The sequence below is a fragment of the Methylomonas sp. MgM2 genome, assembly GCF_054172045.1.
Genome location: NZ_JBSYXO010000017.1, coordinates 54,361 through 80,276 on the forward strand (window position 1 = coordinate 54,361; position 25,916 = coordinate 80,276).

The following is a 25,916-nucleotide window of genomic DNA, read 5'->3' on the forward strand; positions in this document are numbered from 1 at the left end:
CGCGCAGCCACAAGCAGAGGCAGATCAAACTAAACACTAGCCAGGGAAAAAACATGAAGTCTGAAAAACGTAACCATATACGCATTAAACCTAAAGGTCTGCAGGCAAACTTAGCTTTCGACGCGGATAACCAAGAGATTGCGCTGGAAGCGGATATTTTGGATATCAGTTACAGCGGAATTCGAGTTAAGTTGAAAAAACCCATTGCCGCGGATATGGTGGGTAACATTAAAATCAACATGATTTTGCCTGAATCGAACACGCCATTTTGTGTTCATGGCGTTCTAAAGCATCAAACATCAGACGACGAATGCGGCCTGCATTACGTTGATCATATTCATGGTTCAATCGACGACTTAATGTTCGAATGCGTGGAACTCGATGAAACAACGGTTTTCATCAAAACTTATTAAGGATCGGGTTTCGGGCTGAAAGCAATTATTTTTCAGCATTTTCATTTCGTTAACTAACAATCACGAAACGCACTGCGTCCAGTCTCAACTGAGCATCTCGAATGCACTCATGCGCCAGCATGGTCATTTCCTTTAGCTGCTCGATTTCATGCGTCTTAATGCCGGGGTTGATCTTTTTCAAACGAACCATGCGTTTGATTTCCGCAGTCATCGTCCCAATCATGCAATTGTTACTCTCTACGATCAAATCTTGCATCCGCGCGCTCGCTTTCTGTTCACCAACTTGAATCATGTCCTGGACGAGTCGTCGCTGACGGCCCAGAAACAAACTGATTTGCTCTTTCTCAATTTTGTCGGCAGTTTCCTGCATGGACTCATGCGAAATTGCCGCGGTTAAGTCCTTTTTATCCTGATCAACCAATACCCGCAACGGCGTATGCGGTAAGAAACGGCCTATTTGCAAATGCGCCGGCGCGCTGCATTCTACGACAAAAAGCAATTCCAATAAAAACTGACCGGCTTTTAATTGCGGCTGTTTGACGATACTGACCGCGGCGTTGCCGGTTTCGCTAGACAATACCAAATCCATCGCCGACGATACCAAGGGATGTTCCTGAGTCAAAAACTGCATATCCTCTCTGGCTAAAGCAATGTCACGACTTAGCGTAATCGTTAGCCCGTCGTCCTGCAACATCGGAAAATGGGCGATGCGCAGGTTTTCACTCGGCCACAGTATATGGCAATCCTTAGAATGATATTCAACATCAACGCCATAACAGTCGAACATCGCCTCCATGTAAGTCCATAAACCTTTGTCATGATCAATCGCATTAAGTTGGGCGATCAAGGCGCCGGCCTCCGCCGGACGGCAGGAATTCAGCTCAAGTAGTTGGTCGCGCCCGTTATGCAGGTCCTCTTCTATTCGTGCCGTCAACGCCCGGGTTTTTTGAATAAGCCTGTCGATATTTGCATGGTTGCGGCTATCCTCTAGTGTTGCATTCAACTCGGCATCCAATTGCTTGGCCACTTGTACAGCTGCCGAGCAATTGCGGCGTAAGGCATCCAAGCCTTCGTCATACCAGCGGTAAAGAAGATGCTGCGGACTTTCAATCAAATAAGGTATATGGATTTGAATAACATGCTTTTGTCCAATGCGATCCAATCGCCCTATGCGCTGTTGCAATAGATCGGGATTGCATGGCAAATCAAATAGAATCAGATGCCTAACAAACTGGAAATTCCTCCCTTCACTGCCGATTTCGGAGCACAATAAGACTTGTGCCCTGCTTTCGTCGTCGGCAAAAAAAGCCGCAGCCCTATCGCGCTCAACGATGCTCATACCCTCATGAAATACCGCGGCGGTATGCCCCACATGCTGACGTAGCAATTGTTCCAATCGAATGACGGTGTCGGCACGCTGACAAATCAACAGCGCCTTTTCCTGCCCCAATTCCTTGAGCTTATCGACCAACCAAATAAAATACGGGCTGGAAGCCAGATCGGCGGCATCCTCGCCATGCAAAGGATAAGCGTGTCGTTCGCGGTCCGGAAAACCTTGCACGGTATGTCGGGAATTTCTGAATAAGATGCGTCCCGTACCGTGATGATCCAACAACAATTTGATGAGTTCTTCCCGGATTTCACTATTGTTGGGCTCTTCAGCGAACTGCTGCAAAAGCTTTTCCACATTGTCGTGCTCCAACAGCGTTCTCAAACGGCTTTGCTGTGGTTTGGTCAACACCTGGCCGGTAATCAACTGATTGGCCAGTTCCGCGACCGGAGCAAATTGACTTTCTTCTTCCAAAAACTGCTCGAAGCTATAAAACCGATCGGGGTCCAGCAAGCGTAAGCGGGCGAAGTGGCTTTCTTTACCTAACTGCTCCGGAGTCGCTGTTAATAGAATGAGGCCATCAACAACATTGGCTAACTGTTCGACAAATAAATAATCCGCGCTCGGCGCATCCGCACTCCACTCCAAATGATGGGCCTCATCAACCACCACCATATCCCAGCCTGCATCCAAGGCTTGAATTTGCCGATCAGGGAAATCGGCAAAAAATTGCTGGCTGCACAACACCAATTGCTCCGCGGCGAATGGATTCTCACCCTCGCAAGCCAAACAGCGCGTTTCGTCAAGCAAACTGAAACGCAAATTGAAACGACGCAGCATTTCCACCAACCACTGATACATCAGCGGCTCAGGCACCAAGATCAACACGCGTTGGCTTAGCTCATTAATAAGACGGTGCTGCAAGATCAACCCGGCTTCTATGGTTTTACCCAAACCCACTTCGTCGGCCAGCATAACGCGAGGCGCCACTCGATTAGCAGCTTGATAAGCGATATAGATTTGATGCGGAATCAAAGCCGCACGCGCTCCTTGCAGTCCTTTTACGGCCGATTGCTGGTATTGCCGCTGGCGCCGCCATGTCTCGTAACGCAAACTAAACCATGCGCTCGGATCAAATTGACCGGTAAACAATCTGTCTTGCGGCTTGTTAAATTGGATGTGATGATTAAGCTCCATCTCGTCGATTTGTTGGAACTGACCATTTTGATCCAACCCTGCGTAACTCAACAAACCGTTATACTGTCGCACCTGCTGTACCGTGATTCTAACGTAATCGATCGATTCAACGATATCGCCTTCCGCGAACGTTACTCGAGTCAATGGGGCGTTATCCCTCGCATATACGCGCTTAACTCCCGTTGCTAAAAACAACACCGTGATGCGAGAAAACTCCGCTTCCAAAATCATACCCAAACCGAGTTCCGACTCGGTGTTACTAATCCAGCGTTGGCCGGGGACAAATTCGTTCATTATCGACTTCTAATTATCTGAAAGATCTATCGGGTCTTTTAACGCCGAACACGGCAAAAATGACCAGCGCAAAAAACAAGAATGACAAGCGGGGCGCGTCGAACGGACTATCGACATATCCGATAATCATAAAGCCGGTAAATGCGGCTAACAGGACTGGCGCATAAATATCAACCGGTGTCGATTTTATCAGGCGATAATAAATATAGGCTATTAACAAACAGAACGTGCTTAGGCCTAGCCAGCCCATGTCAAATAAAACGTGCACCCAAATGTTGAATATATGCCAGGGATTGTGTTGTTCAGTCGAGAAAAACCAATGATCGGTACCATCGGAAAAATCGCCGTTAACGATGAGATTATTACCCTTTGTGTCCCGCAAGCCGAGGTTATCGACCTCAATGATGCGCTCCGCATCGCCACCGGCGTATAACGCCAGTTGCACGGGCCGTGTCAGCCAGCCTCCGGCAATGTCCGGTGACGGCACCCCGACATCCCCGCTATCAATTTCTATTTCGACATGCTGCCATTGTTGCGATGTCGCATCGATTTCCACGGACACGCATCGGAATGAATATTGTAGTGATTTCTCGCAGATAGGAATAGATAAAGCCGCATTCAGCCCCCTAGTGCGGACGTCAGCGGATAAGCTTAACGGCTGTTTAGGCTCCAGAGAAATGTACTGTCCCATGAACAAAGCGTCACCGCCTTGTAAGGCTAAATATCGGTTGCCGCTTTCCGATTCGATACGATACGTCGCAGGATAAGCGTTTTCTTGGTTTGACCAGAAAAAGGTGCGGGGAAAGCTGCCTAGCCCCATGCCGAATAATTGGGTCAGAAAATCGCGATCCATCATCTCGATTGCATCGGACCAATGCTTGTAGCGAATTTCGCTATCTTTCTCCGCGACGCTGATGCGACTTTTCATCAAATCGCCTTTGAATACGGGAACCGCCAACACAGCAACCGCGACGAATAACAGCGAGACCAATACCAAACCAGAACCGATTTTTAGTCGATGCTGGCGATCATAATAAAAATACACGCCTACCAGTAATACCAAAAAGCCGACAGAAATCCCAATTGCCCCTCCGCGAGAAAAAGTCATGAGCAAGGTATAAAGGCTTAACATAAACAGCAATGCACCAGCCGCTTTTGTTAACACCTGTGGCTTATCGCTTAGAACCAGTATGGCAATGAAGGGCATGGTTAATGCCAAATAAGACTCGATATGGCCGCCGCCGGTGTGCATCGTGGAAAACAAGGCATTGATTCGATAGTCCGTCGAATAATCAAACAACCCGGGAAATACCCAGCGTTCGAAAATAGAAAATATAGTCAACCCGGTTAAACCAACCAGAACGCCGGTCGAAAAGACCTTTCGTCCATTATCGCAAGCTAATAATCGAATTAGATAAGGACCCAGCAAAACGACCCAGAAAAAACCTTTTACAACTCTTAACGCATTATATTGACTGTAATAACTACTAAACGAGTTCGCATCGATATTCTGTAATGGCAATAAACCGATAAAAAAACTGATACAAAGCAATAACACAAACGCGTCTATAATAAAATAATCGATAAACCGAAAGGTCGGCCGCTGTTCGGCACTATCCGGCTGACGAATCATAAACATCATTATTGTCGATAGAATCGTCAAATCGAATTCATCGAAATAAAATCGGCCGGTCCATGGAGCAAAATCCATCAGCGGTAATGAAGCGGGCAGAACAAATAACCCGGATAAAGGCCACCGCGACAACACATAACAGTATCCGCATAAAAAAAGCGCGAGTAAACCGGGTTTAACGGGATATTGAATCACTTGATATACGATCAATATACCGATCAAACCGGCCGGCAACAGCCGGCTTTTATTTATCGACAACCTTTCGGCCGAAGAAACATAATCAACTGTAGCCGAATCCTGCTCGTATACATACCGAGCATGACGACCGCCACTATCAGACTCGCGCCGAGATGCCTGAATTTTTCCCAGTACGCCATAGGTAGCGGCACCGGCGACAAATGCTATTAAAACGTCAGTTGGATCGACATGCTTAGCTTTCAGGAACAGCTTTCCTGTTTCCATGACGATCGACAGTATTGAAGCCGTCATTCCGACCCAAAAACCATTGATCGTTTGCCCGTCTTTATTTTTTAAACCATATATCCAAAACAAAATTCCAACCGGCATATACATACCGATATTGCTTAGCAAACTAATTAGCGCAACGGTTTCCGTCGTGTAATAGAAATAATAAAACGGTAATAAATGTGTTTCGTTTAATTTTTGTTGTGCAGCGGTAATCGAAACCCAATCACCTTCAAACCAGCCATTAACTGCAGCAAGAATGACCACATATGGAATACAGGAGAAACCTACCAGCACGCCCAGCCAAGGCCTTAGTTTTTTAAGATTTATATCTACCAAATAGTCATAAGCCTTAACCCCGAAAGCCATGCCTAATATTCTCGTGACAATCGAAAAACCTTGCGCACTACCCGTGTATATGAATAGCTGAGTAAATTCGATCACCGAACCTAGTAAAAAACCCAAAACGACAGCCAAAGCTTTCCTATTCGGAACATAAGGTAACGCTGCAAATAAAGCACCTAATGGCATTAAAACAACAATTTCCAATAACCACTTTAAAGAAACACGAAACGGTTCATTAAGAAACTTGTCTATATCGATAAAAAAAGTATCCGACCCGTTGGCAAGCTTGTTATTCAACTCGCTAATCGAAGTAACAAAATCGAATGGGAAAAGACTCAGAAATAGATAGATTGGGAAATAAAGAATAATAGCCGCCTTTATAGATACCCAATTACCTATCGTCATTTGCCGACTATATGCGATAGCCTTCTCTCCGCCCAAAAACCACAAAACCATTCCCAAACCGGTGCCTATCGCTTCGGCAATTAAATCGTTTAAGGAGACTGTACGCGGCGGAAAAAACTGTTGAAAAAATTCTATAGCAACAGCGGTCGTAATACAGAAAGCAAAGGTCAATATAGAAATAATGACCTTAGAAAAAAAACCGGTTTTTAGAAAAGGCCGAAAATTCGCTAGAAAAAGAAAAGCCAGCGGTATATATAGCAGAATATTGGCAACCCAGTCGGCTCTGGAATCTATGCCTAAATTAAGATACCGAATGTTTTCGAATTGAGTGAGTGCTTGGTCATATGGCAATGGCTTGTAGTCCAGAGGAACCAAGCTACCATAAATAACGAAAAGCCAGTATATAGCGCCAATAAAAAAATACTTTGACATCCAATGCCAAAACAACAATGATTAGGTCGGACCAACAAAACAAATCCGAATCTCATAATAAGATCCGGATTTGCGGTAATTAATACAAATCATAGAAATATAAAATATAGCTTAATCTACTTTTTAAGTTAAAAGTCTCCGCATCCAGGGCCGGCAACTAGCGTGCCTTCAACAGTTGTAGTCGAATTTACAAGACATATGGCCGGCGCAGTGCTCGCGCTATAATAAACCTCATAACTGAAAGTATCTCCACCAGAATAACGATATAGAACGTTATTTCCCCGCCTGCCCCAACTCCCTATTACTTTGGTCGGATCGACAGGATCGTTGGGCCCTTTCTTAAAGTCAGACAGCGTACCGTCGGTGTCATGGATTTCCTGATTCTCCCAATCGCTATCGCCTCTTACACAAACGGTCTTGCCGGACAATAATCTGCTAATAGCGTTTCCAACAACTCTTTCAGTCGGGCAAGCTGCTTCGACCTGCCCCAAACCAATCAAAAATAGGGATACGACCAACAAAAAATGATTCATAATTCACTCCAAAGATTTGTAATTTAATTAGACGAATTTATATCGATACGGTCACGAGCTCCGTAAAATTGCACCATTGACTCAACAAACTGAGTAAGCATGTCGCTCGCCAAGTGATTAATTCCAGCCGCCGCTTTCCGCCCGCCTCCTCCCGGAAAATTAGCGCATATCTCATCAGCTCCAAGCTTATTATTCAATGGCGCCCTTACGCTCACCAGGTAGCCTCCTTGTTGATTATGCGTCAACACCGCGTGCGCCCTATTCGGATGTTGATTTGCTAATTCGTTACTCCAAACACCGCTTACCCTGCGAGCCCATTTTGCATCCGGTAAGACGAAAACTGCAACTTTATCTGTCAGGTATTCTGCTTTGGTTTGTTCCGCCAAGGCCATATCGCCGGCATATCCGTCGCGTAATTGCTGGTAAATATCCGCTCGATCGGCAATAAAATCGAATGGCGATTGATACCCGGATAATTGATGATATAGAGTATCGGGTGCGAAGTGTAAGTCTTCGATACTTGAACCATAGCCATTGTAATTAATGCATATACCAAGTTGTTTTAGCTTATCCAGCTCGGCTTGAGTCAGATTCAACAATTCAGCGGCGCGTGACGCGCTTTCATCCAAATTGTCGCCGAATGCTGCAGTTACCGCCCAGGCCCGAAAACGGTGATTCAGGTATTGGTCTATCAATAGACTGGTACAAACATTGGCATCGGTATCAATTATTGCATTGAGTCGAGGATGCACCGGTATCTCGCCCGACTGATGATGATCGACGTAAAACACATCGACTTGCTTATCGAGCAATTCCAATAGCGACTGCCGATTCTTATCCAAGGAAACGTCCAAAACCGTAACCTGATCACCTGTGCTCGCGTCGACATTCTTTAAAAGTGCAATGTCTCGCTTTACCCCGGTAATCAATATCGATTCGCGCGGCTCGGCCAGCCGTAGTTGCAATAACGCGCAAATTCCGTCGGCATCGCCGTTGAACACATCAAAGTTCATCCATTCACCTCAAAATCAGCTAATTGTAATCACGCCGCGTTCCTGCAGGAGCCCCAGCACTTGCTTAACGCAAGTTTCCAAATCATGTTTAGAGGTATCGACGATCAATTCCGGTTTATCCGGAACCTCGTAAGGCGAAGAGATACCGGTAAAATGCCTGATTTCACCTTGCCGGGCTTTTTTATACAAGCCTTTGACGTCACGCCGTTCACAGATGGCCAAGTCGCACGCGCAATAGATTTCAAAAAAATCGCCGTGGGGCACTAATTTTCTGGCGAGTTCTCTTTCCGCCTTAAACGGCGAAATAAATGCCGTTAAAGCGATAGTGCCTGATTCCAGCATCAATTTGGAAACTTCCGCAATGCGGCGGATATTTTCTTGTCTATCTTCATCGGTAAAGCCCAAATCGCCACATAAACCGTGGCGGACGTTGTCGCCGTCCAATACAAAGGTACGGCATCCATTTTGATGCAGTTCTTCTTCAACCGCATGGGCCAGCGTCGATTTGCCTGCGCCCGATAAACCGGTAAACCACAATACAACGGCTTTGTGCCCGTTTTGGTTCTCGCGCCGAACGCGGGTAACGGTGGCGTGATGCCACACGGTATTGCTACTTTGTTTCGTCATAAAATCCCATTAAGAAGTTGTCATAAACCATGACCAGGTAAGCAATCGTCGATACAAGCCACCCGTCTCAGCGCCCATAATCCAATTGCTGGATATTCTTCAACACGCCATTTTCAAAATAAAGCAGCCGTTTAAATTTTGTAGGACCGAAATTGTATATCCATTCATCGATCACGACTTCTTCATAGCGATCTTCTTCCAGCGCTCCATATGGATGCCGCAAACGGCTACCGCGCAGGGCGATGCGTTGGTCGCGCCATTCGGGATAACCGCATCTTTCCAATACATCCCATTTGTAATCGCCGACTTGCACTAATTGATGACCGCAGCGAAAAGCCCACGCATCGCTCAGGCTCAGCAACAGCAGACATATCAGAATAGCGGGTTTTCGCATGAATTTTGATTACGGCGTAACGCTGGTTTCCTGCGAATAGTTGTTTCCTTTGTCACAAACGGCACGACTGATAGGTGACTCGCATGAAACATCGCTAAACTCGGCCTTCAATTCGCCGGCTTTATCCGGGACGAAATAAAAGCGGAAATTGGGATCGGCGCTGATGGCAATATCGATCTTGGCATTCAGCACGGGCTTCTCATTGAAACTAACTTTCAATTGATCGATAAAATGGGATTTTCTAACAAAACGCGTCATCTGATCCATTTGCATGCCGGTGATATTGGGGTGGCTGATCATTAACTGCGCCTGGTTAGGCTGGCCGGCCTTGATCTGATCATCCAGACGGAATTTGACCTTGCCCAGCCGTTTCATGGCTTCGTCCAGATCGGCGCCAATAGGTGCGGAACAACCACCGCTAGCCTTGACAAACTTCTTGACCATCGTCAGCTTACCGTCATTCGTTTCGGCAATCGCGCGAATATTGCTGTAGGTATTCACGCGTATCCGCATCGCTAAATCCGCTTTGCCGCTTTCAGGAAAAAACTCAAATTCGCCCACCAATGGAAAAGGGTTTTTATCGACAAACATCCAAATTTTCTTGATGTATCTGTCTTCGGTTTGCGGGATTTTGCTAACGACCTTCACCGGCACGATGGCCGGATCCTCCGCCCGATAAGGCACATCCAGGTCGATCACTGCATTTGATTCCGCAATGGTTTTGCCGGAAAAGAATTGGCTTTTCAATGTCTCGTTCCAGGTTATATCATCACCTTCCGCCAGCGCAATCGAAGGCAGCAACACTAGCAAACAGGCGATTTTACGCATCGATTTCATAACATATCTCTCTTTCATTTATTTAGTCTTCCCATTCGAGTTCGGCGAAAGCAATAGTGACATTTTTTCGGTGGAATTGTTCGAACAATTGCCATTGATGCTCGGCCGACAAGCCAACATGCTCGACCGCATATTCCAAGGTTTTGCCTTGCTTGATTGCGGCTCGAATCTCCTCGGCCAATTGCGATAAATAGGCTTTTTCAGCTTGCATGGCTATGGGCCAATCAGTCACTAAGCGCCCGTGCCCGGGAACAACCAGTTTGTAGTTATTTTTCTCCAACTTATCCAGTTCTTCCAACCAACCTTTGATACTGCCGTCGATTACAGGGATATGCTCCAGAAATAATAGATCAGCCAACCACATGGTATCGGTATTTTTGTCGTAAACGCTCAAATCGTTGTCCGTATGGGCAGTGGAATGCGCCGTTAATACCAATTCCCGATTACCCAAATTCAGCGTCATCGTGTCTTTGACTTGCAAATCCGGCGGGATGATATTGTCGGCGGTAACGCGAATATCCAGCAACTCATCGGCCTTGCTCAAGTAATGCGGTGCCCGTGTAGCCATGGCCCGTGCCAACTTATGATGTCCGATAAAGCGAACACCCGGCGTTTTAAACGCGCTATTTCCATAGATATGATCGGGATGGACATGGGTATTGATGACATAGCAAACCGGAGTGGACGTGGTTTGTTTGATCGCATTGCGCAGCGCGATACCCTGCCTTGGACTGCCGCCGCTGTCGATGACCGCTACACACTGTTCGCCGACTATAAAACCGATATTGGCGATCTCGCCGTGATTGTCCCTATCCGGCCAATGATGATCCGATAAATGTAAATAAATGCCCGGCGCCACTTCGGACACTGATAGCGGCGCTACCGCAAAACTGGCATAACTGATCAGTAATCCAAAAAATATGACCATGGAACGCATGCTCTTCACCTTATGCGGCCAAACGTTTAAAAAACTCGCTCTCCGAGATGATGTCTCGATTGCTTTCCACCCGATCCAAATAGACTAAACCTTGCAAATGGTCATATTCATGCTGAAACACTCGCGCCGGAAAGTCGTGTAACTCGATTTGACAGGCTTTGCCATCAATATCGCAGTAATGCACTTTCAGTGATCGGTATCGCGGAACCAAAGCCCGGATGCCGGGCACGCTCAAACAGCCTTCCCAATCCCTGATAACGGTGTTGTCGATCACTTCATAGCGGGGGTTCGCCATTAGCAGCGGCACCATTTCCGGCGCGTTGGGGTAGCGCTTGGTAGGCCGTGACGCGATGATTACAAGCTGCCGTGAGTATCCCAATTGCGGGGCTGCGATACCGACGCCGTTACTCTCCAACATCGCGGCATGCATCACATCGATAAAACGATGGAACTCGGCAGCGGTAAAATCGTCAACAGCTTGCGCTTTTAGGCGTAACACTTCGGCGCCAAGTTGTACAATTTCGGTTTTTTCGAACATTTTAAAAACCTGGTAGACAAATTAAACGACCACTCTTTAGGTCTGAAATATCAGTATAACGTGGTTTATTAGAGTTTACTCACCTTTACTTTGTTCGTTTTTTTTGTGATAGTAAATGTCAACGCGCCACGTAACAGCTAACGGCTTTAAATTGTTTAACCTCACCGACAAACCAGGAGATAACATGAAAAAAATCCAAAAAACGCCATTTGCTATCGCAATGAGCGCTTCTTTATTACCTTTTGCTTCCAATGCAACTGAAATCGACGCCAATCCATTCGTTTTATCGGATTTGAATTCAGGTTATATGCAGACAGCCGAAGCCGAAAAGTCCGGTGAAGCCAAAATGCCCGAGGGCAAATGCGGCGAAGGCAAATGCGGCGGAAAAATGATGGAGCAGAGCACCGATAGCAAAGCGATGGAAGGCAAATGCGCTGGCAATAAGCCGGCTCCGGCACCAAGCGACGACAAGAAATCAGAAGAGAAAAAATAAGCCGAAGACACCGGCTTTGCTGCAAAGCCGGTGTCCAGCAACCTCAGACGCTAAAACTTTCGCCGCAGCCGCAAGTTGCTTTGGCATTTGGGTTGTTAAATTTAAACGCTTCGTTAAATCCTTCCTTGGCATAGTCCAACTCCACGCCGTCCAACTTATCCAAATCGGCCTGCTTGACCAAAAGCTTGACATCGTACTGCTCGAACGTGATCTCGTCGGCCGCAGGTTCGTCGGCGTAATCCAACACATAAGCGAAGCCGGAACAACCCGCAGTTTTCACCCCCAAGCGCAACCCTATCCCGGCGCCCCGCTTTTCCAATTGCTTCTGAATTTGTTTGGCCGCCCGTTCTGTTACATTAATCGTCATACTTGGAATTCCTCTCTTCTAACAAGCAGCGCCTTCAACACGCTGACAAATTGATCAATTTCCTGTTCGCTATTGTCTTTGCCCAAGCTGATGCGGACCGCAGATTTGGCCAAACCGGCTTCGACATTCATCGCGGCCAACACAGGACTGATTTGTTCCGAGCCGGTCGCGCAAGCGGAGCCGCTGGAAACAGCGATCCCTTTTTGGTCCAACTGCATCAATAGCATTTCACCGTTAACGCCGGGAATACCGAATTGCACTGTATTCGGTAAACGATGCGCTTGTTCGGCAAAGATAAGCAAGCCCGGAATCGTTTTCAACTGCTGTTCGAGCCGCTGCCTTAACCGCAGCAAATGTGCGCTTCGCCGTTCAAATTCCAGGCGTGCCAGTTCAGCAGCCTTGCCAAAACCGACAATCGCCGCCACATTCTCGGTTCCACCTCGGAACCCATGCTCTTGATCCCCGCCATATTGCAAGGCGTGCAATCCAAGGTCGGCGCGATAGACCAACGCGCCACAACCTTTAGGACCGTATATTTTATGGCTGGATAAACTCATCAGATCCACACCGATATGACGAAAACTAACCGGTATTTTACCCAGCGCCTGTACCGCATCGCTGTGTACCAGCACATCAATCCCGTTAAGCCGATTAATCAGGCCCCCTACATCTTGGATAACGCCGGTTTCATTATTTGCCAACATTAGCGAGATGAAATCGCCCGCTTCGGGCGCAAACCGGTCTATAGACTCCGGATCAAAAACGCCATCGGTATTGACCCGAAGCGAAATGATTTCTCGAAAACGCTCAGGGTATCGAGCAGCATTTTCAGTTATCGAAGGGTGCTCGATTGCAGAAAGCATCAACCGCTTACCGCAAGCGTTGAATAGGGCAATCGCGTTAGCTTCCGTTCCTCCACTGGTAAATAAAACCTGCGAGGCAGGGACATCGACTAGGGCGGCGACTTGTTCTCGCGCAGTGTCAATCGCGCTGCGCGCGATTCGGCCAAGTCTATACAAGCTGGAAGGGTTGCCGTAAAACCGCGTCAGGTACGGCAGCATGGCGTCCAACACACGGGAATCAACCGCAGTAGTGGCATTGTGATCAAAATAGATCATTTAAGCCAATTTTCTTCCCTGAATATTCTGCATATCGATCACTTTCTCCGCAGTCTTTTCTTGTCTTTTCGCAACTTCGCTAACCTGGTCTCTCTCTAAGAGCTGACCAAGCGTAATCTGCTTCAAGTAAGAACGTATCTGCTCACTCAGGCCCATCCACAAATCATGGGTAATGCAAGGCTGATCATTATGACAGTTGGATTTACCGCCGCATTTGGTCGAGTCTACCGGTTCATCGACCGCTTCGATAATATCGGCAATATTGATATCGTGGGCATTACGACTCAAAGTGTAACCGCCACCCGGCCCTCTGACGCCCTTGACCATACCGGCCTTCCTCAAGCGCGCAAATAATTGCTCAAGATACGACAACGAAATCGTTTGTCTAGTAGCAATATCAGTCAACGTTACCGGATGCTTCTGACTGTGATAGGCCAAATCCAACATGGCTGTGACCGCATAGCGCCCCTTTGTGGTTAATCGCATAAAGCCCCCAAAAATAAAACCCAAATTTTGTATGGTGACTATAAATAAACCTAGTAATTCAGTCAAGTATTATAACCGCACTCGACGCCGGGCTTTCTCAATCTTTATCTTTAATTTGACAATCATCCAGATGCGGAATCACCGGCTCTCCGCATTGAATCCCTGCTTCGGTCAATTTCTGGCACATAACATCCAACTGCTTATCCATCTGATGAATATGATCCAGCATCAAATTAATCGCATTCGCGATCGGGTCAGGCATATCGCCCGTCGCGCCGTAAGCATCGAAACCTATTTTCTGTGCCATCGCATCGCGCCGCGCCTTATCTTGCTTGGCCTGAGCGTCGATGATATGGGCAGGAATCCCGACCACCGTCACTCCGTCCGGCACCGGCTTCACCACCACCGAATTCGAGCCGATGCGAGCGCCCTCGCCGATTTCGATCGGCCCTAGTACCTTAGCACCAGCACCAATAACCACGCCGTTTTTCAATGTCGGATGTCGTTTGCCTTTATTCCAACTGGTGCCGCCTAAGGTCACCCCGTGATAGAGCGTACAGTCGTCGCCGATCACGGCAGTTTCGCCGATCACCACACCCATGCCGTGATCGATAAAAAAACGCCTACCGATTTGCGCGCCCGGATGAATTTCTATGCCTGTGAGCCAGCGCCCAAGAAAAGACAGATAACGCGCCGGGTAATGAAAGCCCCGCATCCATAAGCGATGGCTGACTCTATGTAGCAACAAAGCGTGAAACCCCGGATAGGTGGTAATCACCTCGAAAACCGAATGCGCAGCCGGATCGCGCGCGAACACACACTGGATATCTTCTTTTATTCTTCTGAACATACTGTCTACTTCAGATTATGGTTTTGTGAAAAACGTAAGATGCCGCGCAAAATATCCAATTCCTTCTTATCGAGATGAGTACGGTTAAAAAGGCGTCGCAATCGGCGCATGATGGATTTCGAACGCTCCGGATGCAAGAAACCGATATCCGCCATGGTTTGATACAAATGTTCATAAAAAGCCTCCATCTGCTCAACCGTGGCTAAAGGCTCTTCACCGCGGTCCCCGATACTAGTCGCATGTTCTCGAGCACTGGCGACAAACAATTCGTAACAGACGACCTGCACGGCGGCCGCCAGATTCAACGAACTATAAGCCGGATTACAGGGAATACGCAGCAAGTAATGGCATAAATCCAGTTCACAGTTATTCAAACCGGAATTTTCTCGGCCAAACACCAACGCTATGTTATCTCGAGCAGGAGCTTCCACCCATTTTCCGGCGCACTCGCGCGCGGTCATCGACGGCCAGCTGATGGTCCGGTCCCGTGCGCTTGCCCCCAATACAATCCGGCAATCGGCAACAGCATCAGGCAATGACGCGTGAACGCTGGCCGCGCGCAACACATCATCGGCTCCCGATGCTCTGGCTGTGGCGTCAGCATGCGGAAATAACTTCGGCTTGACCAGACGCAATTGGTTCATACCCATGTTTTTCATTGCGCGCGCTACCGCACCTATATTGCCCGGATGCGATGTCTCCACCAAAACCACTTTAAAGTTCGACAGCAACATTCGCCCCATATGCTAAAAAGCCGGCCATTCTAACAAAAGATTTGCTATCCTAATCGGATTTCCCAACTGCTCATTGTCAATTCGATCTATGCATCCCATGCTCAATATAGCCGTGCGCGCAGCGCGCAGTGCCGGCGATTTGATTCAACGTTCCTCACAAAACATCGACAAACTCACCATCGATCACAAAAGTCGTAACGACTATGCCTCGGAAGTCGATCGCGCCGCCGAACAAGAAATCATCAGAATCATTCGCACCTCCTACCCTGATCATGCGATTCTGGCGGAAGAAAGCGGCGAACACAAAGGAAACGATTACGTCTGGGTCATCGACCCTTTAGACGGCACTACCAATTTTTTACACAGTTTTCCGCAATACGCCGTATCGATTGCATTAAAACATAAAAAAAAACTGGAGATCGGCGTCATATATGACCCGCTTCGCGACGAACTCTTCACCGCTGAGCGTGGCGGAGGCGCCATGCTTAACAACCGCCGCATACGCGTGACAAAACAAAACAGTATGCGTGGCGCCCTAATCGGAACGGGTTTCCCGTTCAAGACCATGGACCACATCGAGCCATATTTAGGCATGTTTAAAGCGATCTCCGCAGACACCGCCGGCATACGCCGCGCAGGAGCGGCCGCACTCGACATGGCATACGTAGCCTGCGGGCGCCTCGATGCGTATTGGGAAATCGGCGTCAGGGAATGGGATGTTGCGGCCGGGGTATTGCTCGTTCACGAAGCCGGCGGCGTCGTGACCGACTTTTCCTTTAACGACAAATACTTGCAATCCGGCAACATCATCGCGGCCAACCCGCGCATGCATCAATTGATGTATCACGCGATCGAACCGCATGTGACCGACAAACTGAAATAGGCCCTAGCGTGCCGCTATGAGCTTCAACCCTAAAATTGTTATCGAATAGGCTTTTCTTTATACTTGAAGGCTAACTGTAAATCTAAGAGGAAACCATGGAAAAACCTTACATCCTACACATGCTGACCACAGCTAAAAACTTAAGTCCCTTCGACGTCAACATGGCGATGGATGCCGGCTGGATTTCAGCTGTTCCTTATATCAACGTTGAACCCAGTGAAGTCAGAGGTTTGGTTCAGGATGCGATCTTTTCGCGCAGCCCGAAAAATCTGAAACGCACCGGTATTTTCATCGGCGGACGCGAAACCAAGCAAGCGATGGACATGCTAAAGATTGCGAAGAATTCCATGGTTCCGCCGTTTGAGGTCTCGGTGTTTGCCGACCCGAGCGGCGCATTCACTACTGCCGCAGGTATGGTGGCTGCTGTAGAGAAAGAATTGGCGGACAAATTCCAAAGTACTCTGGAAGGTAAAACCGTATTAGCCTTGGGCGGCACAGGCCCTGTCGGCCAAGCCGCCGCAGTCATCGCCGCGCAAGCGGGCGCCCATGTCAGAATCATCGGCAGACAACTGGACAGGGCCCAACGCATCGCCGAGCTGTGCAGCCAAGAATTTGGTGACGGCAAAATCACCGTCACCGCTGGAATCGATGCCGACAAAGCCGAATATATGCAAGCCGCGGATATCGTGTTCGCCACAGGTGCCGCGGGCATCGAACTGTTGAGTGCGGAGCTGATCGCTGCGGCACCGCAACTGAAAGTCGTTGCGGATGTTAACGCGGTACCGCCCGCAGGTATCGCCGGCGTCGACGCATTCGATAACGGTAAACCATTGGCCGGTTCCAAGAGCGGCGCAGTTGCGATCGGCGCACTTGCGATCGGCAACATCAAATATCAAGCGCAAAACCGCTTACTGAGACGCATGTTGGAATGCGACGAACCATTGTATTTACATTTCGAACACGCTTTTGAAGTCGCCCGCGATTTCATTAAATCGTCTGATTAAGGCGTTTTGTAAGCCGCCATATCCGTCAACAACCGGGAGTCCAATCAAAATGTCGAAACGCAGCATACTTCATATGTTCGATCCGATGCCAAACAACAGCCCGTTTGACATCAATATGGCGCTTGACGCCGGTTTTGACGTCTTGATGCCCTACTCCAACGTTAAGCTGGAAAACATACAACATTTAACTCAGGACGCGATCTTCTCCCGTAGCCCGTCCGGCATAAGAAAAACCGGCATCTTTATCGGCGGCCGGGACATCGGGTTGGCTATCGACATGCTGGAAGCGACCAAACCAGCCATGGTTCCGCCCTTCGAGGTTTCGGTTTTTGCCGACCCTAGCGGCGCCTACACAACGGCTGCCGCGCTGGTAGCCTGCGTCGAAAAGGCTCTGCAACAGAATCACGGCAAGAAATTAACCGATTGCAAGGCTTTGGTTTTTGGTGGCACAGGCCCTGTCGGTATCGCTACCGGCGTCATTGCGTCGTTGCAAGGCGCCGATGCAAGCTTGGTGGATCATTTGTCGCTAGACACCGCAAACGACGCCGCTAAGCAATACAATCGACGCTTCAATGCTAAATTGACCGGCGCCGTCGCCAAAAACGACGCCGAGAAAATTGCTTTGTTGGCGGATGCCGATATCGTGTTTTGTACCGCTAAAGCAGGCATTCGGGTATTAAGCGCTGCAGTATTGAGTCAAACTCAACAATTGAAAGTGGCGGGCGACGTCAACGCCGTACCGCCGGCCGGCATCGAAGGCATAGGCTTGAACGATATGGCCGCGCCGTTGATTCATGCCGCTCAAGCACCGAATGCCGTCGGCGTAGGCGCACTGGCAGTTGGCAATGTCAAATATCAGACCCAGCACGAGCTGCTTAAATCGATGCTGGAAACGGAAAAGCCGGTATTCATCGACTTTAGAGAGGCCTTTATCAAGGCGCGTAGCTTGGCGTAGAGGCATTGCCCGGCTGTTATTGTAAGCCGGGCAAACCAGGTCAAAAGGTCTCGAAATGATTGTACTTCACCGCTAGCCTGGTTAATTCCACATCATTCTTGATTTTGAGTTTGGCGTATAAGCGGTAGCGATACGTGTTGACGGTCTTATCGCTCAATGTCAGCGCTTCGGCGATCTCCTGAATTTTTTTGCCTCTTAATATCATCTGCGCCACTTCGGCTTCACGTTGAGAAAGCTGAAAGAAGGGTGAAACCTCTTCGCTCTCGATGGATTCAAACACCAAGTTGCTGGCCACATCCTGGCACAAGTAGCGCTTTCCAGCCATCACGGTTCTAATCGCCGCTACCATCTCGCTAGCGGACGAAGCCTTGGACACAAATCCTGAGACGCCTATTTTCAATAATTGGTGCGGAATAGGCCCCGCATTATGCACCGACAATCCGATAATTTTAACTTTGGGAAAATCATGCAAAATCCGGCGACACGCTTCGAATCCCCCCATGCCCGGCATATTGACATCCATTAAGACTATATCCGGAGCATCGTCCGTGATTACCTGCAAGGCTTTTTCGCCACATTCACAAACGGCTACGACGCTAATACCTGCAACCGTATTCAATAACGCCTCAATACCGCTTCTGACTAATTCGTGATCATCAACCAACAAAACCTTAATCATCTTATCCCATACGTCGAAGACACTATCGATGGAGTATCGTAAATTCCTCTAGATTAAGCACCCATGCAGGAAACATGATAAGTTTCCGAACAAAAATACACCAGCGAAAATTTTCAGTTCACCCCTTAAACGGTAAAATGCCGGTTTGTTTACTCAACCTTTTTCATCAACATGCGCACATCTCAATTTCCACTAAGCACAGTCAAAGAAACCCCTGCCGATGCCGAAATCGCCAGCCATAAACTCATGATACGCGCCGGGTTGATCCGCAAATTGGCGGCCGGCATTTACACATGGCTGCCGCTCGGATTGAGAGTGCTGCGAAAAGTGGAGCAAATCACCCGTGAAGAAATGAACAAAGCCGGCGCGCTCGAAGTATTGATGCCGGCGTTACAACCGGCCGAATTATGGCAGGAAACCGGGCGTTGGGACAAATACGGCCCGGAATTAGCTCGCATGAAAGACCGCCATGAACGCGACTTTTGTTTAGGCCCCACCCACGAAGAAATCATTACCGACTTGGCCCGGAATGAGCTGAAGAGTTATAAGCAACTGCCCGTCACCTATTATCAAATCCAAACCAAATTCCGCGACGAAATTCGCCCGCGTTTCGGCGTGATGCGTTCACGCGAGTTTATCATGAAGGACGCCTATTCCTTCCATCTCAACCAGGAGTCGCTGCAGCAAACGTACCAGCTTATGTATCGAACCTACACCAATATCTTTACGCGTTTCGGCTTGAAGTTTCGAGCCGTAATTGCCGATTCCGGCGCTATCGGCGGTGCGGTTTCACACGAGTTTCACGTACTTGCCGATTCCGGCGAAGACGCCATCGCTTTTTCCGATAGCAGCGATTACGCCGCCAACGTTGAAAAAGCCGAAGCCCTTAATCCGCAGGGTTCGCGTCCGGAACCGACCGAGAACATAAGCCTAGTCGACACGCCCAATCAGCACAGCATCGAAGAAGTCAGTCGGTTCTTTAATGTCTCACCCGACAAATGCTTGAAAACCCTGATCGTAAGGGGCGAGAACGAGACACTGATTGCGCTACTGCTGCGCGGAGACCACGAGTTAAATCCAATCAAAGCCGAAAAGATTCCCGGCATGCTTTCGCCACTACAATTTGCCAGTGATGAAGAAATCGTTACCGCCTGCGGCTGCAAATCCGGCTCTCTTGGGCCAATCGGACTGAACATGACAATCATCGCCGATCACAGCACCGCGGTTATGGCGGATTTCATCTGCGGCGCAAACCAAGACGGCAAACATTACAGCGGAGTAAATTGGGAACGCGACTTGCCTTTGCCGGCACAAACCGCCGATTTGCGCATGGTGGTCGAAGGCGATCCAAGCCCGGATGGCAAAGGCGAACTAACCATAGCCCGCGGCATAGAAGTTGGCCATATTTTCCAACTCGGCGTCAAATACAGCGAAGCCATGAACGCTGCCATAGTCAACGAAGCCGGCAAAAACCAGATCATGATCATGGGCTGTTACGGCATCGGCATATCCCGCGTCGTTGCAGCCGCGATCGAACAAGGCCATGACGAACGCGGCATCATCTGGCCGAATGAACTTGCCCCGTTCCAAGTCGCCATCTGCCCGATGAATATGTATAAATCCGATCGTTTGGCCGACGCAGTCGAGCAAATTTACCAAGACTTGCTAGACGCAGGTATTGAAGTACTGTTGGATGACCGAAAAGTTCGAGCCGGTTTTATGTTCTCGGACATGGAACTAATCGGCATTCCGCACCGCATAGTCATCGGTGACCGCGGCCTGGATAGCGGAACAATCGAGTACCAAGGCCGCACCGACAAAGAAAGCCGACAAGTACCGGTTGCCGAACTGGTCGACTTCATCAAAAGCAAATTAAGCTAGCCTAGACAAAAAGGGCGCTAAAGCGCCCTTTTTATTTTTTCGGTTCGTCAGTCTTTATTCGACCGAACAAAATCGCAAGTCTTATCTCATCAAGGTAAACATAGACTTAACTGCGCCGCATTTTGGACATCCCCAATCGTCAGGAATATCTTCCCACCGCGTGCCCGGAGCAATTCCATTTCTTGGGTCGCCGACCGCTTCATCATATATATGACCACAGGTTTTGCATTTGTACTTTCTAAATTCTGCCATTTTATTCTCCACTATGAATGACGGGTTGAAATGCGAACGGATTGTAGCCCAAGCGTTTATCGAAAAAAAACCATGAATATTCTACTTGAATAGGCCGGGAATACTTGCTTATGCCGTCTGCCTGCAACGCTAGAACCAAACAATTCGTTACCTTTTGCGGATGTTGATACGATGGGCATTCAAATATCGGAAACCAAGCCGGACAGCGTAGACTGTCGAATAGGGATACATTCAGACGGCGCGAAGCGAGTAAAACCGATTGCTCACTTGCTGCAGGCGCTGGGGGGTGCCGATATCCAGCCATAATCCTTCATAACGCTCACCGCTGACTTTGCCTTGTTGCATTGCGCGAGTCAAAACCGCTCGTAACTTTAACGGCCGCCCTGCTTCCGCTCCAGCAAATAAGGAAGGGCGATACACCCCAATCCCGCTGAATGTCAGCTTTTCGCCACCCTGTTCCGACAACCGACCGTTAGCATGCAAACAAAAATCGCCTTGCGGATGATGAGGCGGATTTTCAGTCATGACCAGATGAGCCGAATGAATCGTCTTTCTGCGCAGTTCCTCCAGCGGGTAATCGGACAAGACGTCGGCGTTTACGACGAGGAACGGATCACTCCCTAACAAGGGCATGGCGTTCGCTATACCGCCCGCAGTCTCCAATGCCGTTTCGCCTTCGTCGGAATAACGAATGACTACCCCCCAACGGCTTCCGTCTCCGCAATAATCCATAATCTGCCTGCCAAGATAGGCCACATTAATCACAATATCGCGAAAACCCGCTTTCGCTAAACTCTCCAAGCAGTATTCGATCAAAGCTTTGCCCGCCACTTTCAGCAAAGGCTTAGGCGTTGCATCGGTCAAGGGCCGCATCCGCTCTCCCCGGCCAGCGGCAAGTATCATGGCTTTCATAACTTGGTCTGATAGAACGGTAGCACTTGCAGCTGCAAAAAAGCATTAAAGCTTTCCAATTCGGAATACTTTTCACATACATCAGTGATATAGCCTATCGTACGTGGAATATCGGACAAATAGCCGGGCTTGTCGTCACGCAAATGCAACCTCGAAAATATACCCACCGCTTTCAGATGGCGTTGCAATCCCATCAAATCAAACCAGCGCTTGAACTTTGCAAGAGTAACGTCCGTCAACTCGGCATCTATCAATCGTCGATAATACCGCTCCATCCATTCCTGTACCCGCGCTTCGGGCCAGCGGATATAGCAGTCCCTCAGCAAAGAAACTAAATCATAAGTAATGGGTCCGACCACCGCATCTTGAAAGTCAATCACTCCCGGCGAATGATTGTCTAGGATCATCAGGTTACGAGAGTGAAAATCGCGGTGTACGCAAACCCTGGGCTGCTGCATCGCCGATTCGATCAAACACGCCTCTAAAGCCTGCCTGATGGAAACCGGCAGCACAATACCCAGTCGTTTCTCTAAAAACCATTCGTGAAAAATTCCCAGTTCCCGGCTCAATAGACTACGATCGTATTGCGGCAGTTCGCATGCATCAATATCGATTTCGCTTTGTAGCCTGAATAAACTATCCAGCGCATTTCGATACAAAGCATCCGCATTATCCTGCGCTAGGCATTCGAGGTATCGCCGATTGCCCAAGTCCTCAAGCAATAAAAAACCCAGTTCGCGATTTTGTTGAAAAATGTCCGGCACATGAATACCGGCTTTTCTGAATAAATCCGCATTACGGATATAAAGGCCGACGTCTTCTTTGTCCGGCGGTGCGTCCATAACGATATAACAAGCACCGGAGTGTCTTACTCGAAAATAGCGCCTGAAACTGGCATCGCTGGATGCCGATTCTATTGTTTGAATTGGTAATACGAGATCATTGCTGAGCCAATGTAAGAGAGTCTTTGCACGCGAATCCGAACTAGGGTAATACATTATTTATTAACAGAAAAGCAACCTAAGGTAAAATGACTCGGTATTCTATTCGATTTCCGTTCCGCTAAGTTAGTTTAGCAATTCATCTTTCTATGAATCTTAGGTTTTATACTGTTTATTTGGCATTGCTTTCATGCACAGAATTCGCCGCGGCAGCCAACAATGCGGCTTGGGACTGTGAGCAAGCCAAGAACGGCGAATGGACCTGCTTAAATCAGGAAGGAAACGGACCGGTGCCGGAACAGCCCAAGATTATTAATACAAAACCACCTGCAGCCGCACAAGAAAGCGAGCCGATTGTCGCAGTGCCCGAACCGGTGACACCCGAGCCGGCTAAACCCGTGATACAGGCAAACGAGCCGACTGAAAGTAAACCGGTTCAGACCGCAACCGGCAAGCCGGAAAAACTGCACGCCAAAATCAGGGAGAATCAAACGCCCATCATCGAAAAAGTACCGCCGGCCCGGAGCGAACCCACTGAAAAAATCGCGCAAGTGCCCGGCTGGACATGCAAATCCGGCGACGAAAACAACAACTGGAACTGTAACTTAGTCGGCCCCGATCCCAAAGGCGAAGCGCGAATTGTCGCGGGCACACAACCAAGTTCATTTTGGCTGACACCGACTTACAATAATCAGCAAGAACGCATGTTTCAGACACTGCGCAGCGAATTCAAACAAGACCCATGGCAAAATTGCGACTCGTGGGCGGCGGAAAAACCCAAATTTGCCAGAGTATCCAACGAAGCCCGTGCTGCAGCCGATACCGATGTGACGGCTGATTTTTCCGAAGTGTTCGACGGCGAAATTTTAAATTTTAGCGGTAATGTCGACTTAACTCGAGCCGATCAGCACTTAACCGCTAATAAGGCTAGCTACGATACGGTTGCCGATACGCTGGATGCCCAAAACAATGTGATTTATAGCGAGTCGACCTTGGCATTAGCCGCCGACACAGCTTCCTTAAGTTTAGGCAAAGATCAGGCGCGTCTTAGACAAACCCAGTTCATCACAGCCGAAGCACCGATGCGAGGCACTGCCGAAGTCATGTATCGAGACAGCGCCAGCCTGTCGCGTTATCACGAAGCAACCTTCACGAGTTGTCCGCCCGGCAATCAGGATTGGGTCGCCCACTCCTCGCGCGTCAAAATTAACAAAGAATCAGGTAAAGGATCGGCAAAAAACGCCTGGTTAGAATTCAAAGGCGTCCCGTTTTTATATACCCCTTATATTTCTTTTCCTGTGGATGATCGCCGCACCACGGGTTTGTTATCCCCCATGTTTAGGTATTCACAGCGTAACGGCTTCGACTTTTCGCAACCGTTTTATTGGAATATTGCACCAAACTACGACACTATCGTCACGCCTCGCTACATGGAAAAACGCGGTTTTATGTTGCGAAATAAATTTCGCTATTTAACCGAGATGTCGCGCGGCACTCTTGCCGGCGAAATCGTGCCTTATGATCAAGAGGAAAACAAGACTCGCTATTTAGGGTCGATTAAAGATATCACGCAATTTACACCGCACTTAAGAACGGATACCAATCTGAACTACGTATCGGACAAGACGTATTTCAACGATTTTAATAATGTCCTGGGCTTTCAAACCAACCGTTTCTTGCCTAGCAACGCTTACGTAAACTACTCAGGTTTGCCGGAAACATCTTTCAGAGCCGGAATCGATTATTATCAATCTGTTGATATAAGCGTACCCGATACCAGCGTGCCTTACGATAGACTCCCGCGCGTTGACTTAAATTATGCGCACGAGTTTAACAACCTGCCGATTTACTTGGCATTGAATAATCAATACGTCCACTTTTATCACGATATCAAAGTCAACGCACAACGGCTCAATATCGCGCCATCGGTGAGTTTCCCTTTCGAATCCAGCGCAGGATTTTTTATTCCGAAAATTACCGGCGAATATACGCAGTATCAACTAAGCAATACCAACGTACCCGATCAAGCTACCAGCATCAGCCGTCTTCTACCTATCTTTTCGATAGACAGCGGACTGACGTTTGAAAAAGACATTACGCTTGGAGGGTCCAACTACGTCCATACCTTGGAGCCTCGCCTATTTTATTTGTATATTCCGCGCAAGGATCAAACCGAAATCCCTTTGTTCGACACCTCCGCTTACGACACCAACTTCTACAGTCTATTTCGTGAAAACCGGTACAACGGCATCGATAGGATACAAAACGCCAACCAGATCACTCTTGCAGGTACGACGCGATTGGTCGACTCGCAGACCGGCTTGGAACCGGTAAAACTGAACCTCGGCCAAATCATTTATTTTGAGGACCGTACTGTCGATTTAGATTATTTAGTTAATGTCCAGGCGCCGCGCACGAGCACTACTTCCAACTTTATCGGCGAGATCAGCGGCCAGATTAGTCATCATTTGTCTTATGCGGCCGGTACCCAATGGGACCCTTTCTTAAACAGCTTCACCCGCAATCAAATCGGCTTAAAATTCCGCAACCAACCCAATCAGATTTTTGACATCAGCTATCGTTACCGCCGAAAAGTGCCTTATGACGAGTCTACATTGGCACAAAGACCGATATCACAATTCGACACCTCGTTTCGCTGGCCGATAGCGCAAGGCTGGTATGGCCTTGGTAGGTGGCAATATTCGTTTGACTTCGGCGAAACCACTGAAAGTTTTATCGGCATCGAAAAGGAAACCTGCTGTTGGCGTTTGCGCCTGATTGGCCGCCGTTATATCAACGGCGCGACTAATAGCAGCCTTCTAGAGCCGGACGCCAAACCGGAGAATGCTATTTTTGTGCAATTGGAACTCAAAGGCTTGACCGGCTTCGGCAACCAAATTGATAAATTTCTACAACGCGGTTTGCCCGGCTATCATCCTTACGACTATTTTCAAGATTAAGCCTTCAC

25 protein-coding genes are annotated in these 25,916 nt (G+C 48.4%); 7 read left to right on the top strand and 18 right to left on the bottom strand.

Going from position 1 to position 25,916, the window contains the following annotated elements:
* Nucleotides 1–53 precede the first annotated feature (53 nt).
* Complete coding sequence (locus tag ACW73I_RS13715; RefSeq protein ID WP_458029951.1) at nucleotides 54–413, top strand: PilZ domain-containing protein; 360 nt, start codon at nucleotides 54–56, stop codon at nucleotides 411–413.
* A gap of 49 nt (nucleotides 414–462) precedes the next feature.
* On the opposite strand, the gene rapA is transcribed toward ACW73I_RS13715, so the two are convergent.
* From rapA to def, 9 genes are all read right to left on the bottom strand, one after another.
* Nucleotides 463–3,234 (bottom strand): RNA polymerase-associated protein RapA, encoded by a 2,772-nt coding sequence (gene rapA / locus ACW73I_RS13720; protein WP_458029952.1) that lies wholly within the window; start codon nucleotides 3,232–3,234, stop codon nucleotides 463–465.
* Nucleotides 3,235–3,247: 13 nt separating this feature from the next.
* The gene (locus ACW73I_RS13725) at nucleotides 3,248–6,514 is read right to left on the bottom strand and encodes a VanZ family protein (RefSeq protein ID WP_458029953.1); all 3,267 of its coding nucleotides are present in this window, start codon (nucleotides 6,512–6,514) and stop codon (nucleotides 3,248–3,250) included.
* A 128-nt stretch (nucleotides 6,515–6,642) separates the two neighbouring features.
* Nucleotides 6,643–7,047: a hypothetical protein gene (locus ACW73I_RS13730; protein WP_458029954.1), complete on the bottom strand. Its 405-nt coding sequence runs from the start codon at nucleotides 7,045–7,047 to the stop codon at nucleotides 6,643–6,645.
* Nucleotides 7,048–7,070: 23 nt separating this feature from the next.
* Nucleotides 7,071–8,060, bottom strand: a complete 990-nt coding sequence (locus tag ACW73I_RS13735) for a DHH family phosphoesterase (RefSeq protein WP_458029955.1) — start codon at nucleotides 8,058–8,060, stop codon at nucleotides 7,071–7,073.
* A gap of 15 nt (nucleotides 8,061–8,075) precedes the next feature.
* Nucleotides 8,076–8,687 carry an adenylyl-sulfate kinase gene (gene cysC / locus ACW73I_RS13740; RefSeq protein ID WP_458029956.1) on the bottom strand — a complete coding sequence of 204 codons (612 nt, stop codon included), beginning with the start codon at nucleotides 8,685–8,687 and terminating at the stop codon, nucleotides 8,076–8,078.
* Between the two features lie 67 nt (nucleotides 8,688–8,754).
* Complete coding sequence (locus tag ACW73I_RS13745; RefSeq protein ID WP_458029957.1) at nucleotides 8,755–9,081, bottom strand: DUF2845 domain-containing protein; 327 nt, start codon at nucleotides 9,079–9,081, stop codon at nucleotides 8,755–8,757.
* Between the two features lie 9 nt (nucleotides 9,082–9,090).
* The gene (locus ACW73I_RS13750) at nucleotides 9,091–9,909 is read right to left on the bottom strand and encodes a quinoprotein dehydrogenase-associated SoxYZ-like carrier (RefSeq protein ID WP_458029991.1); all 819 of its coding nucleotides are present in this window, start codon (nucleotides 9,907–9,909) and stop codon (nucleotides 9,091–9,093) included.
* Between the two features lie 31 nt (nucleotides 9,910–9,940).
* Entirely contained in the window at nucleotides 9,941–10,855 is a 915-nt protein-coding gene (locus tag ACW73I_RS13755) for a quinoprotein relay system zinc metallohydrolase 2 (protein WP_458029958.1), read from the bottom strand.
* Nucleotides 10,856–10,865: 10 nt separating this feature from the next.
* Nucleotides 10,866–11,393: a peptide deformylase gene (gene def / locus ACW73I_RS13760; protein WP_458029959.1), complete on the bottom strand. Its 528-nt coding sequence runs from the start codon at nucleotides 11,391–11,393 to the stop codon at nucleotides 10,866–10,868.
* Between the two features lie 184 nt (nucleotides 11,394–11,577).
* On the opposite strand from def, the gene ACW73I_RS13765 reads away from it, so the two are divergent.
* Nucleotides 11,578–11,886, top strand: coding sequence for an HvfA family oxazolone/thioamide-modified RiPP metallophore (locus tag ACW73I_RS13765; RefSeq protein WP_458029960.1), 309 nt, complete (start codon nucleotides 11,578–11,580; stop codon nucleotides 11,884–11,886).
* 43 nt (nucleotides 11,887–11,929) lie between these two features.
* On the opposite strand, the gene ACW73I_RS13770 is transcribed toward ACW73I_RS13765, so the two are convergent.
* The 5 genes from ACW73I_RS13770 to ACW73I_RS13790 all read right to left on the bottom strand — a co-directional run bounded on the left by ACW73I_RS13770 (nucleotide 11,930) and on the right by ACW73I_RS13790 (nucleotide 15,438).
* Nucleotides 11,930–12,253 (bottom strand): HesB/IscA family protein, encoded by a 324-nt coding sequence (locus ACW73I_RS13770; RefSeq protein WP_458029961.1) that lies wholly within the window; start codon nucleotides 12,251–12,253, stop codon nucleotides 11,930–11,932.
* Entirely contained in the window at nucleotides 12,250–13,371 is a 1,122-nt protein-coding gene (locus ACW73I_RS13775; protein ID WP_458029962.1) for a cysteine desulfurase family protein, read from the bottom strand. The genes ACW73I_RS13770 and ACW73I_RS13775 overlap by 4 nt, the downstream gene beginning before the upstream one ends.
* Nucleotides 13,372–13,857: a Fe-S cluster assembly transcriptional regulator IscR gene (gene iscR / locus ACW73I_RS13780; RefSeq protein WP_458029992.1), complete on the bottom strand. Its 486-nt coding sequence runs from the start codon at nucleotides 13,855–13,857 to the stop codon at nucleotides 13,372–13,374.
* Between the two features lie 97 nt (nucleotides 13,858–13,954).
* On the bottom strand, nucleotides 13,955–14,707 hold the full coding sequence (cysE, locus tag ACW73I_RS13785) for a serine O-acetyltransferase (RefSeq protein WP_458029963.1): 753 nt from the start codon (nucleotides 14,705–14,707) through the stop codon (nucleotides 13,955–13,957).
* Nucleotides 14,708–14,712: 5 nt separating this feature from the next.
* A complete protein-coding gene (locus ACW73I_RS13790; RefSeq protein ID WP_458029993.1) occupies nucleotides 14,713–15,438 on the bottom strand; it encodes an RNA methyltransferase in 726 nt (241 codons plus the stop codon).
* 91 nt (nucleotides 15,439–15,529) lie between these two features.
* On the opposite strand from ACW73I_RS13790, the gene ACW73I_RS13795 reads away from it, so the two are divergent.
* The 3 genes from ACW73I_RS13795 (at nucleotide 15,530) to ACW73I_RS13805 (ending at nucleotide 18,283) form a co-directional block, all read left to right on the top strand.
* On the top strand, nucleotides 15,530–16,324 hold the full coding sequence (locus tag ACW73I_RS13795) for an inositol monophosphatase family protein (RefSeq protein ID WP_458029964.1): 795 nt from the start codon (nucleotides 15,530–15,532) through the stop codon (nucleotides 16,322–16,324).
* A gap of 95 nt (nucleotides 16,325–16,419) precedes the next feature.
* Nucleotides 16,420–17,328: an NAD(P)-dependent methylenetetrahydromethanopterin dehydrogenase gene (locus tag ACW73I_RS13800; protein ID WP_458029965.1), complete on the top strand. Its 909-nt coding sequence runs from the start codon at nucleotides 16,420–16,422 to the stop codon at nucleotides 17,326–17,328.
* 49 nt (nucleotides 17,329–17,377) lie between these two features.
* On the top strand, nucleotides 17,378–18,283 hold the full coding sequence (locus tag ACW73I_RS13805) for an NAD(P)-dependent methylenetetrahydromethanopterin dehydrogenase (protein WP_458029966.1): 906 nt from the start codon (nucleotides 17,378–17,380) through the stop codon (nucleotides 18,281–18,283).
* 40 nt (nucleotides 18,284–18,323) lie between these two features.
* On the opposite strand, the gene ACW73I_RS13810 is transcribed toward ACW73I_RS13805, so the two are convergent.
* Entirely contained in the window at nucleotides 18,324–18,962 is a 639-nt protein-coding gene (locus ACW73I_RS13810; protein ID WP_458029967.1) for a response regulator, read from the bottom strand.
* Between the two features lie 171 nt (nucleotides 18,963–19,133).
* Here ACW73I_RS13810 and ACW73I_RS13815 point away from each other — a divergent pair, with 171 nt between their 5' ends.
* Nucleotides 19,134–20,843: a proline--tRNA ligase gene (locus ACW73I_RS13815; RefSeq protein WP_458029968.1), complete on the top strand. Its 1,710-nt coding sequence runs from the start codon at nucleotides 19,134–19,136 to the stop codon at nucleotides 20,841–20,843.
* An 81-nt stretch (nucleotides 20,844–20,924) separates the two neighbouring features.
* Here ACW73I_RS13815 and ACW73I_RS13820 read toward each other — a convergent pair whose 3' ends face one another.
* The 3 genes from ACW73I_RS13820 to ACW73I_RS13830 form a co-directional block, all read right to left on the bottom strand.
* The gene (locus ACW73I_RS13820) at nucleotides 20,925–21,095 is read right to left on the bottom strand and encodes a rubredoxin (protein ID WP_458029969.1); all 171 of its coding nucleotides are present in this window, start codon (nucleotides 21,093–21,095) and stop codon (nucleotides 20,925–20,927) included.
* Between the two features lie 231 nt (nucleotides 21,096–21,326).
* Nucleotides 21,327–22,007 (bottom strand): N-acetylmuramate alpha-1-phosphate uridylyltransferase MurU, encoded by a 681-nt coding sequence (gene murU / locus ACW73I_RS13825; protein WP_458029970.1) that lies wholly within the window; start codon nucleotides 22,005–22,007, stop codon nucleotides 21,327–21,329.
* Entirely contained in the window at nucleotides 22,004–23,005 is a 1,002-nt protein-coding gene (locus ACW73I_RS13830; protein WP_458029971.1) for an aminoglycoside phosphotransferase family protein, read from the bottom strand. Before ACW73I_RS13830 ends, murU begins: the two co-directional genes overlap by 4 nt.
* 92 nt (nucleotides 23,006–23,097) lie before the next feature.
* On the opposite strand from ACW73I_RS13830, the gene lptD reads away from it, so the two are divergent.
* The gene (lptD, locus tag ACW73I_RS13835) at nucleotides 23,098–25,908 is read left to right on the top strand and encodes an LPS assembly protein LptD (protein ID WP_458029972.1); all 2,811 of its coding nucleotides are present in this window, start codon (nucleotides 23,098–23,100) and stop codon (nucleotides 25,906–25,908) included.
* The last annotated feature ends 8 nt before the right edge of the window (nucleotides 25,909–25,916 follow it).

Coding starts and splice junctions, on each gene's coding strand:
- ACW73I_RS13810 (WP_458029967.1), bottom strand. CDS start 18,962: ATGATTAAGGTTTTGTTGGTTGATGATCACGAATTAGTCAGAAGCGGT.
- ACW73I_RS13725 (WP_458029953.1), bottom strand. CDS start 6,514: ATGTCAAAGTATTTTTTTATTGGCGCTATATACTGGCTTTTCGTTATT.
- rapA (WP_458029952.1), bottom strand. CDS start 3,234: ATGAACGAATTTGTCCCCGGCCAACGCTGGATTAGTAACACCGAGTCG.
- ACW73I_RS13735 (WP_458029955.1), bottom strand. CDS start 8,060: ATGAACTTTGATGTGTTCAACGGCGATGCCGACGGAATTTGCGCGTTA.
- ACW73I_RS13800 (WP_458029965.1), top strand. CDS start 16,420: ATGGAAAAACCTTACATCCTACACATGCTGACCACAGCTAAAAACTTA.
- ACW73I_RS13730 (WP_458029954.1), bottom strand. CDS start 7,047: ATGAATCATTTTTTGTTGGTCGTATCCCTATTTTTGATTGGTTTGGGG.
- def (WP_458029959.1), bottom strand. CDS start 11,393: ATGTTCGAAAAAACCGAAATTGTACAACTTGGCGCCGAAGTGTTACGC.
- ACW73I_RS13815 (WP_458029968.1), top strand. CDS start 19,134: ATGCGCACATCTCAATTTCCACTAAGCACAGTCAAAGAAACCCCTGCC.
- ACW73I_RS13755 (WP_458029958.1), bottom strand. CDS start 10,855: ATGCGTTCCATGGTCATATTTTTTGGATTACTGATCAGTTATGCCAGT.
- ACW73I_RS13770 (WP_458029961.1), bottom strand. CDS start 12,253: ATGACGATTAATGTAACAGAACGGGCGGCCAAACAAATTCAGAAGCAA.
- ACW73I_RS13795 (WP_458029964.1), top strand. CDS start 15,530: ATGCATCCCATGCTCAATATAGCCGTGCGCGCAGCGCGCAGTGCCGGC.
- ACW73I_RS13830 (WP_458029971.1), bottom strand. CDS start 23,005: ATGTATTACCCTAGTTCGGATTCGCGTGCAAAGACTCTCTTACATTGG.
- ACW73I_RS13715 (WP_458029951.1), top strand. CDS start 54: ATGAAGTCTGAAAAACGTAACCATATACGCATTAAACCTAAAGGTCTG.
- ACW73I_RS13750 (WP_458029991.1), bottom strand. CDS start 9,909: ATGCGTAAAATCGCCTGTTTGCTAGTGTTGCTGCCTTCGATTGCGCTG.
- cysC (WP_458029956.1), bottom strand. CDS start 8,687: ATGACGAAACAAAGTAGCAATACCGTGTGGCATCACGCCACCGTTACC.
- iscR (WP_458029992.1), bottom strand. CDS start 13,857: ATGCGATTAACCACAAAGGGGCGCTATGCGGTCACAGCCATGTTGGAT.
- ACW73I_RS13765 (WP_458029960.1), top strand. CDS start 11,578: ATGAAAAAAATCCAAAAAACGCCATTTGCTATCGCAATGAGCGCTTCT.
- lptD (WP_458029972.1), top strand. CDS start 23,098: ATGAATCTTAGGTTTTATACTGTTTATTTGGCATTGCTTTCATGCACA.
- ACW73I_RS13745 (WP_458029957.1), bottom strand. CDS start 9,081: ATGCGAAAACCCGCTATTCTGATATGTCTGCTGTTGCTGAGCCTGAGC.
- ACW73I_RS13775 (WP_458029962.1), bottom strand. CDS start 13,371: ATGATCTATTTTGATCACAATGCCACTACTGCGGTTGATTCCCGTGTG.
- ACW73I_RS13820 (WP_458029969.1), bottom strand. CDS start 21,095: ATGGCAGAATTTAGAAAGTACAAATGCAAAACCTGTGGTCATATATAT.
- cysE (WP_458029963.1), bottom strand. CDS start 14,707: ATGTTCAGAAGAATAAAAGAAGATATCCAGTGTGTGTTCGCGCGCGAT.
- murU (WP_458029970.1), bottom strand. CDS start 22,007: ATGAAAGCCATGATACTTGCCGCTGGCCGGGGAGAGCGGATGCGGCCC.
- ACW73I_RS13805 (WP_458029966.1), top strand. CDS start 17,378: ATGTCGAAACGCAGCATACTTCATATGTTCGATCCGATGCCAAACAAC.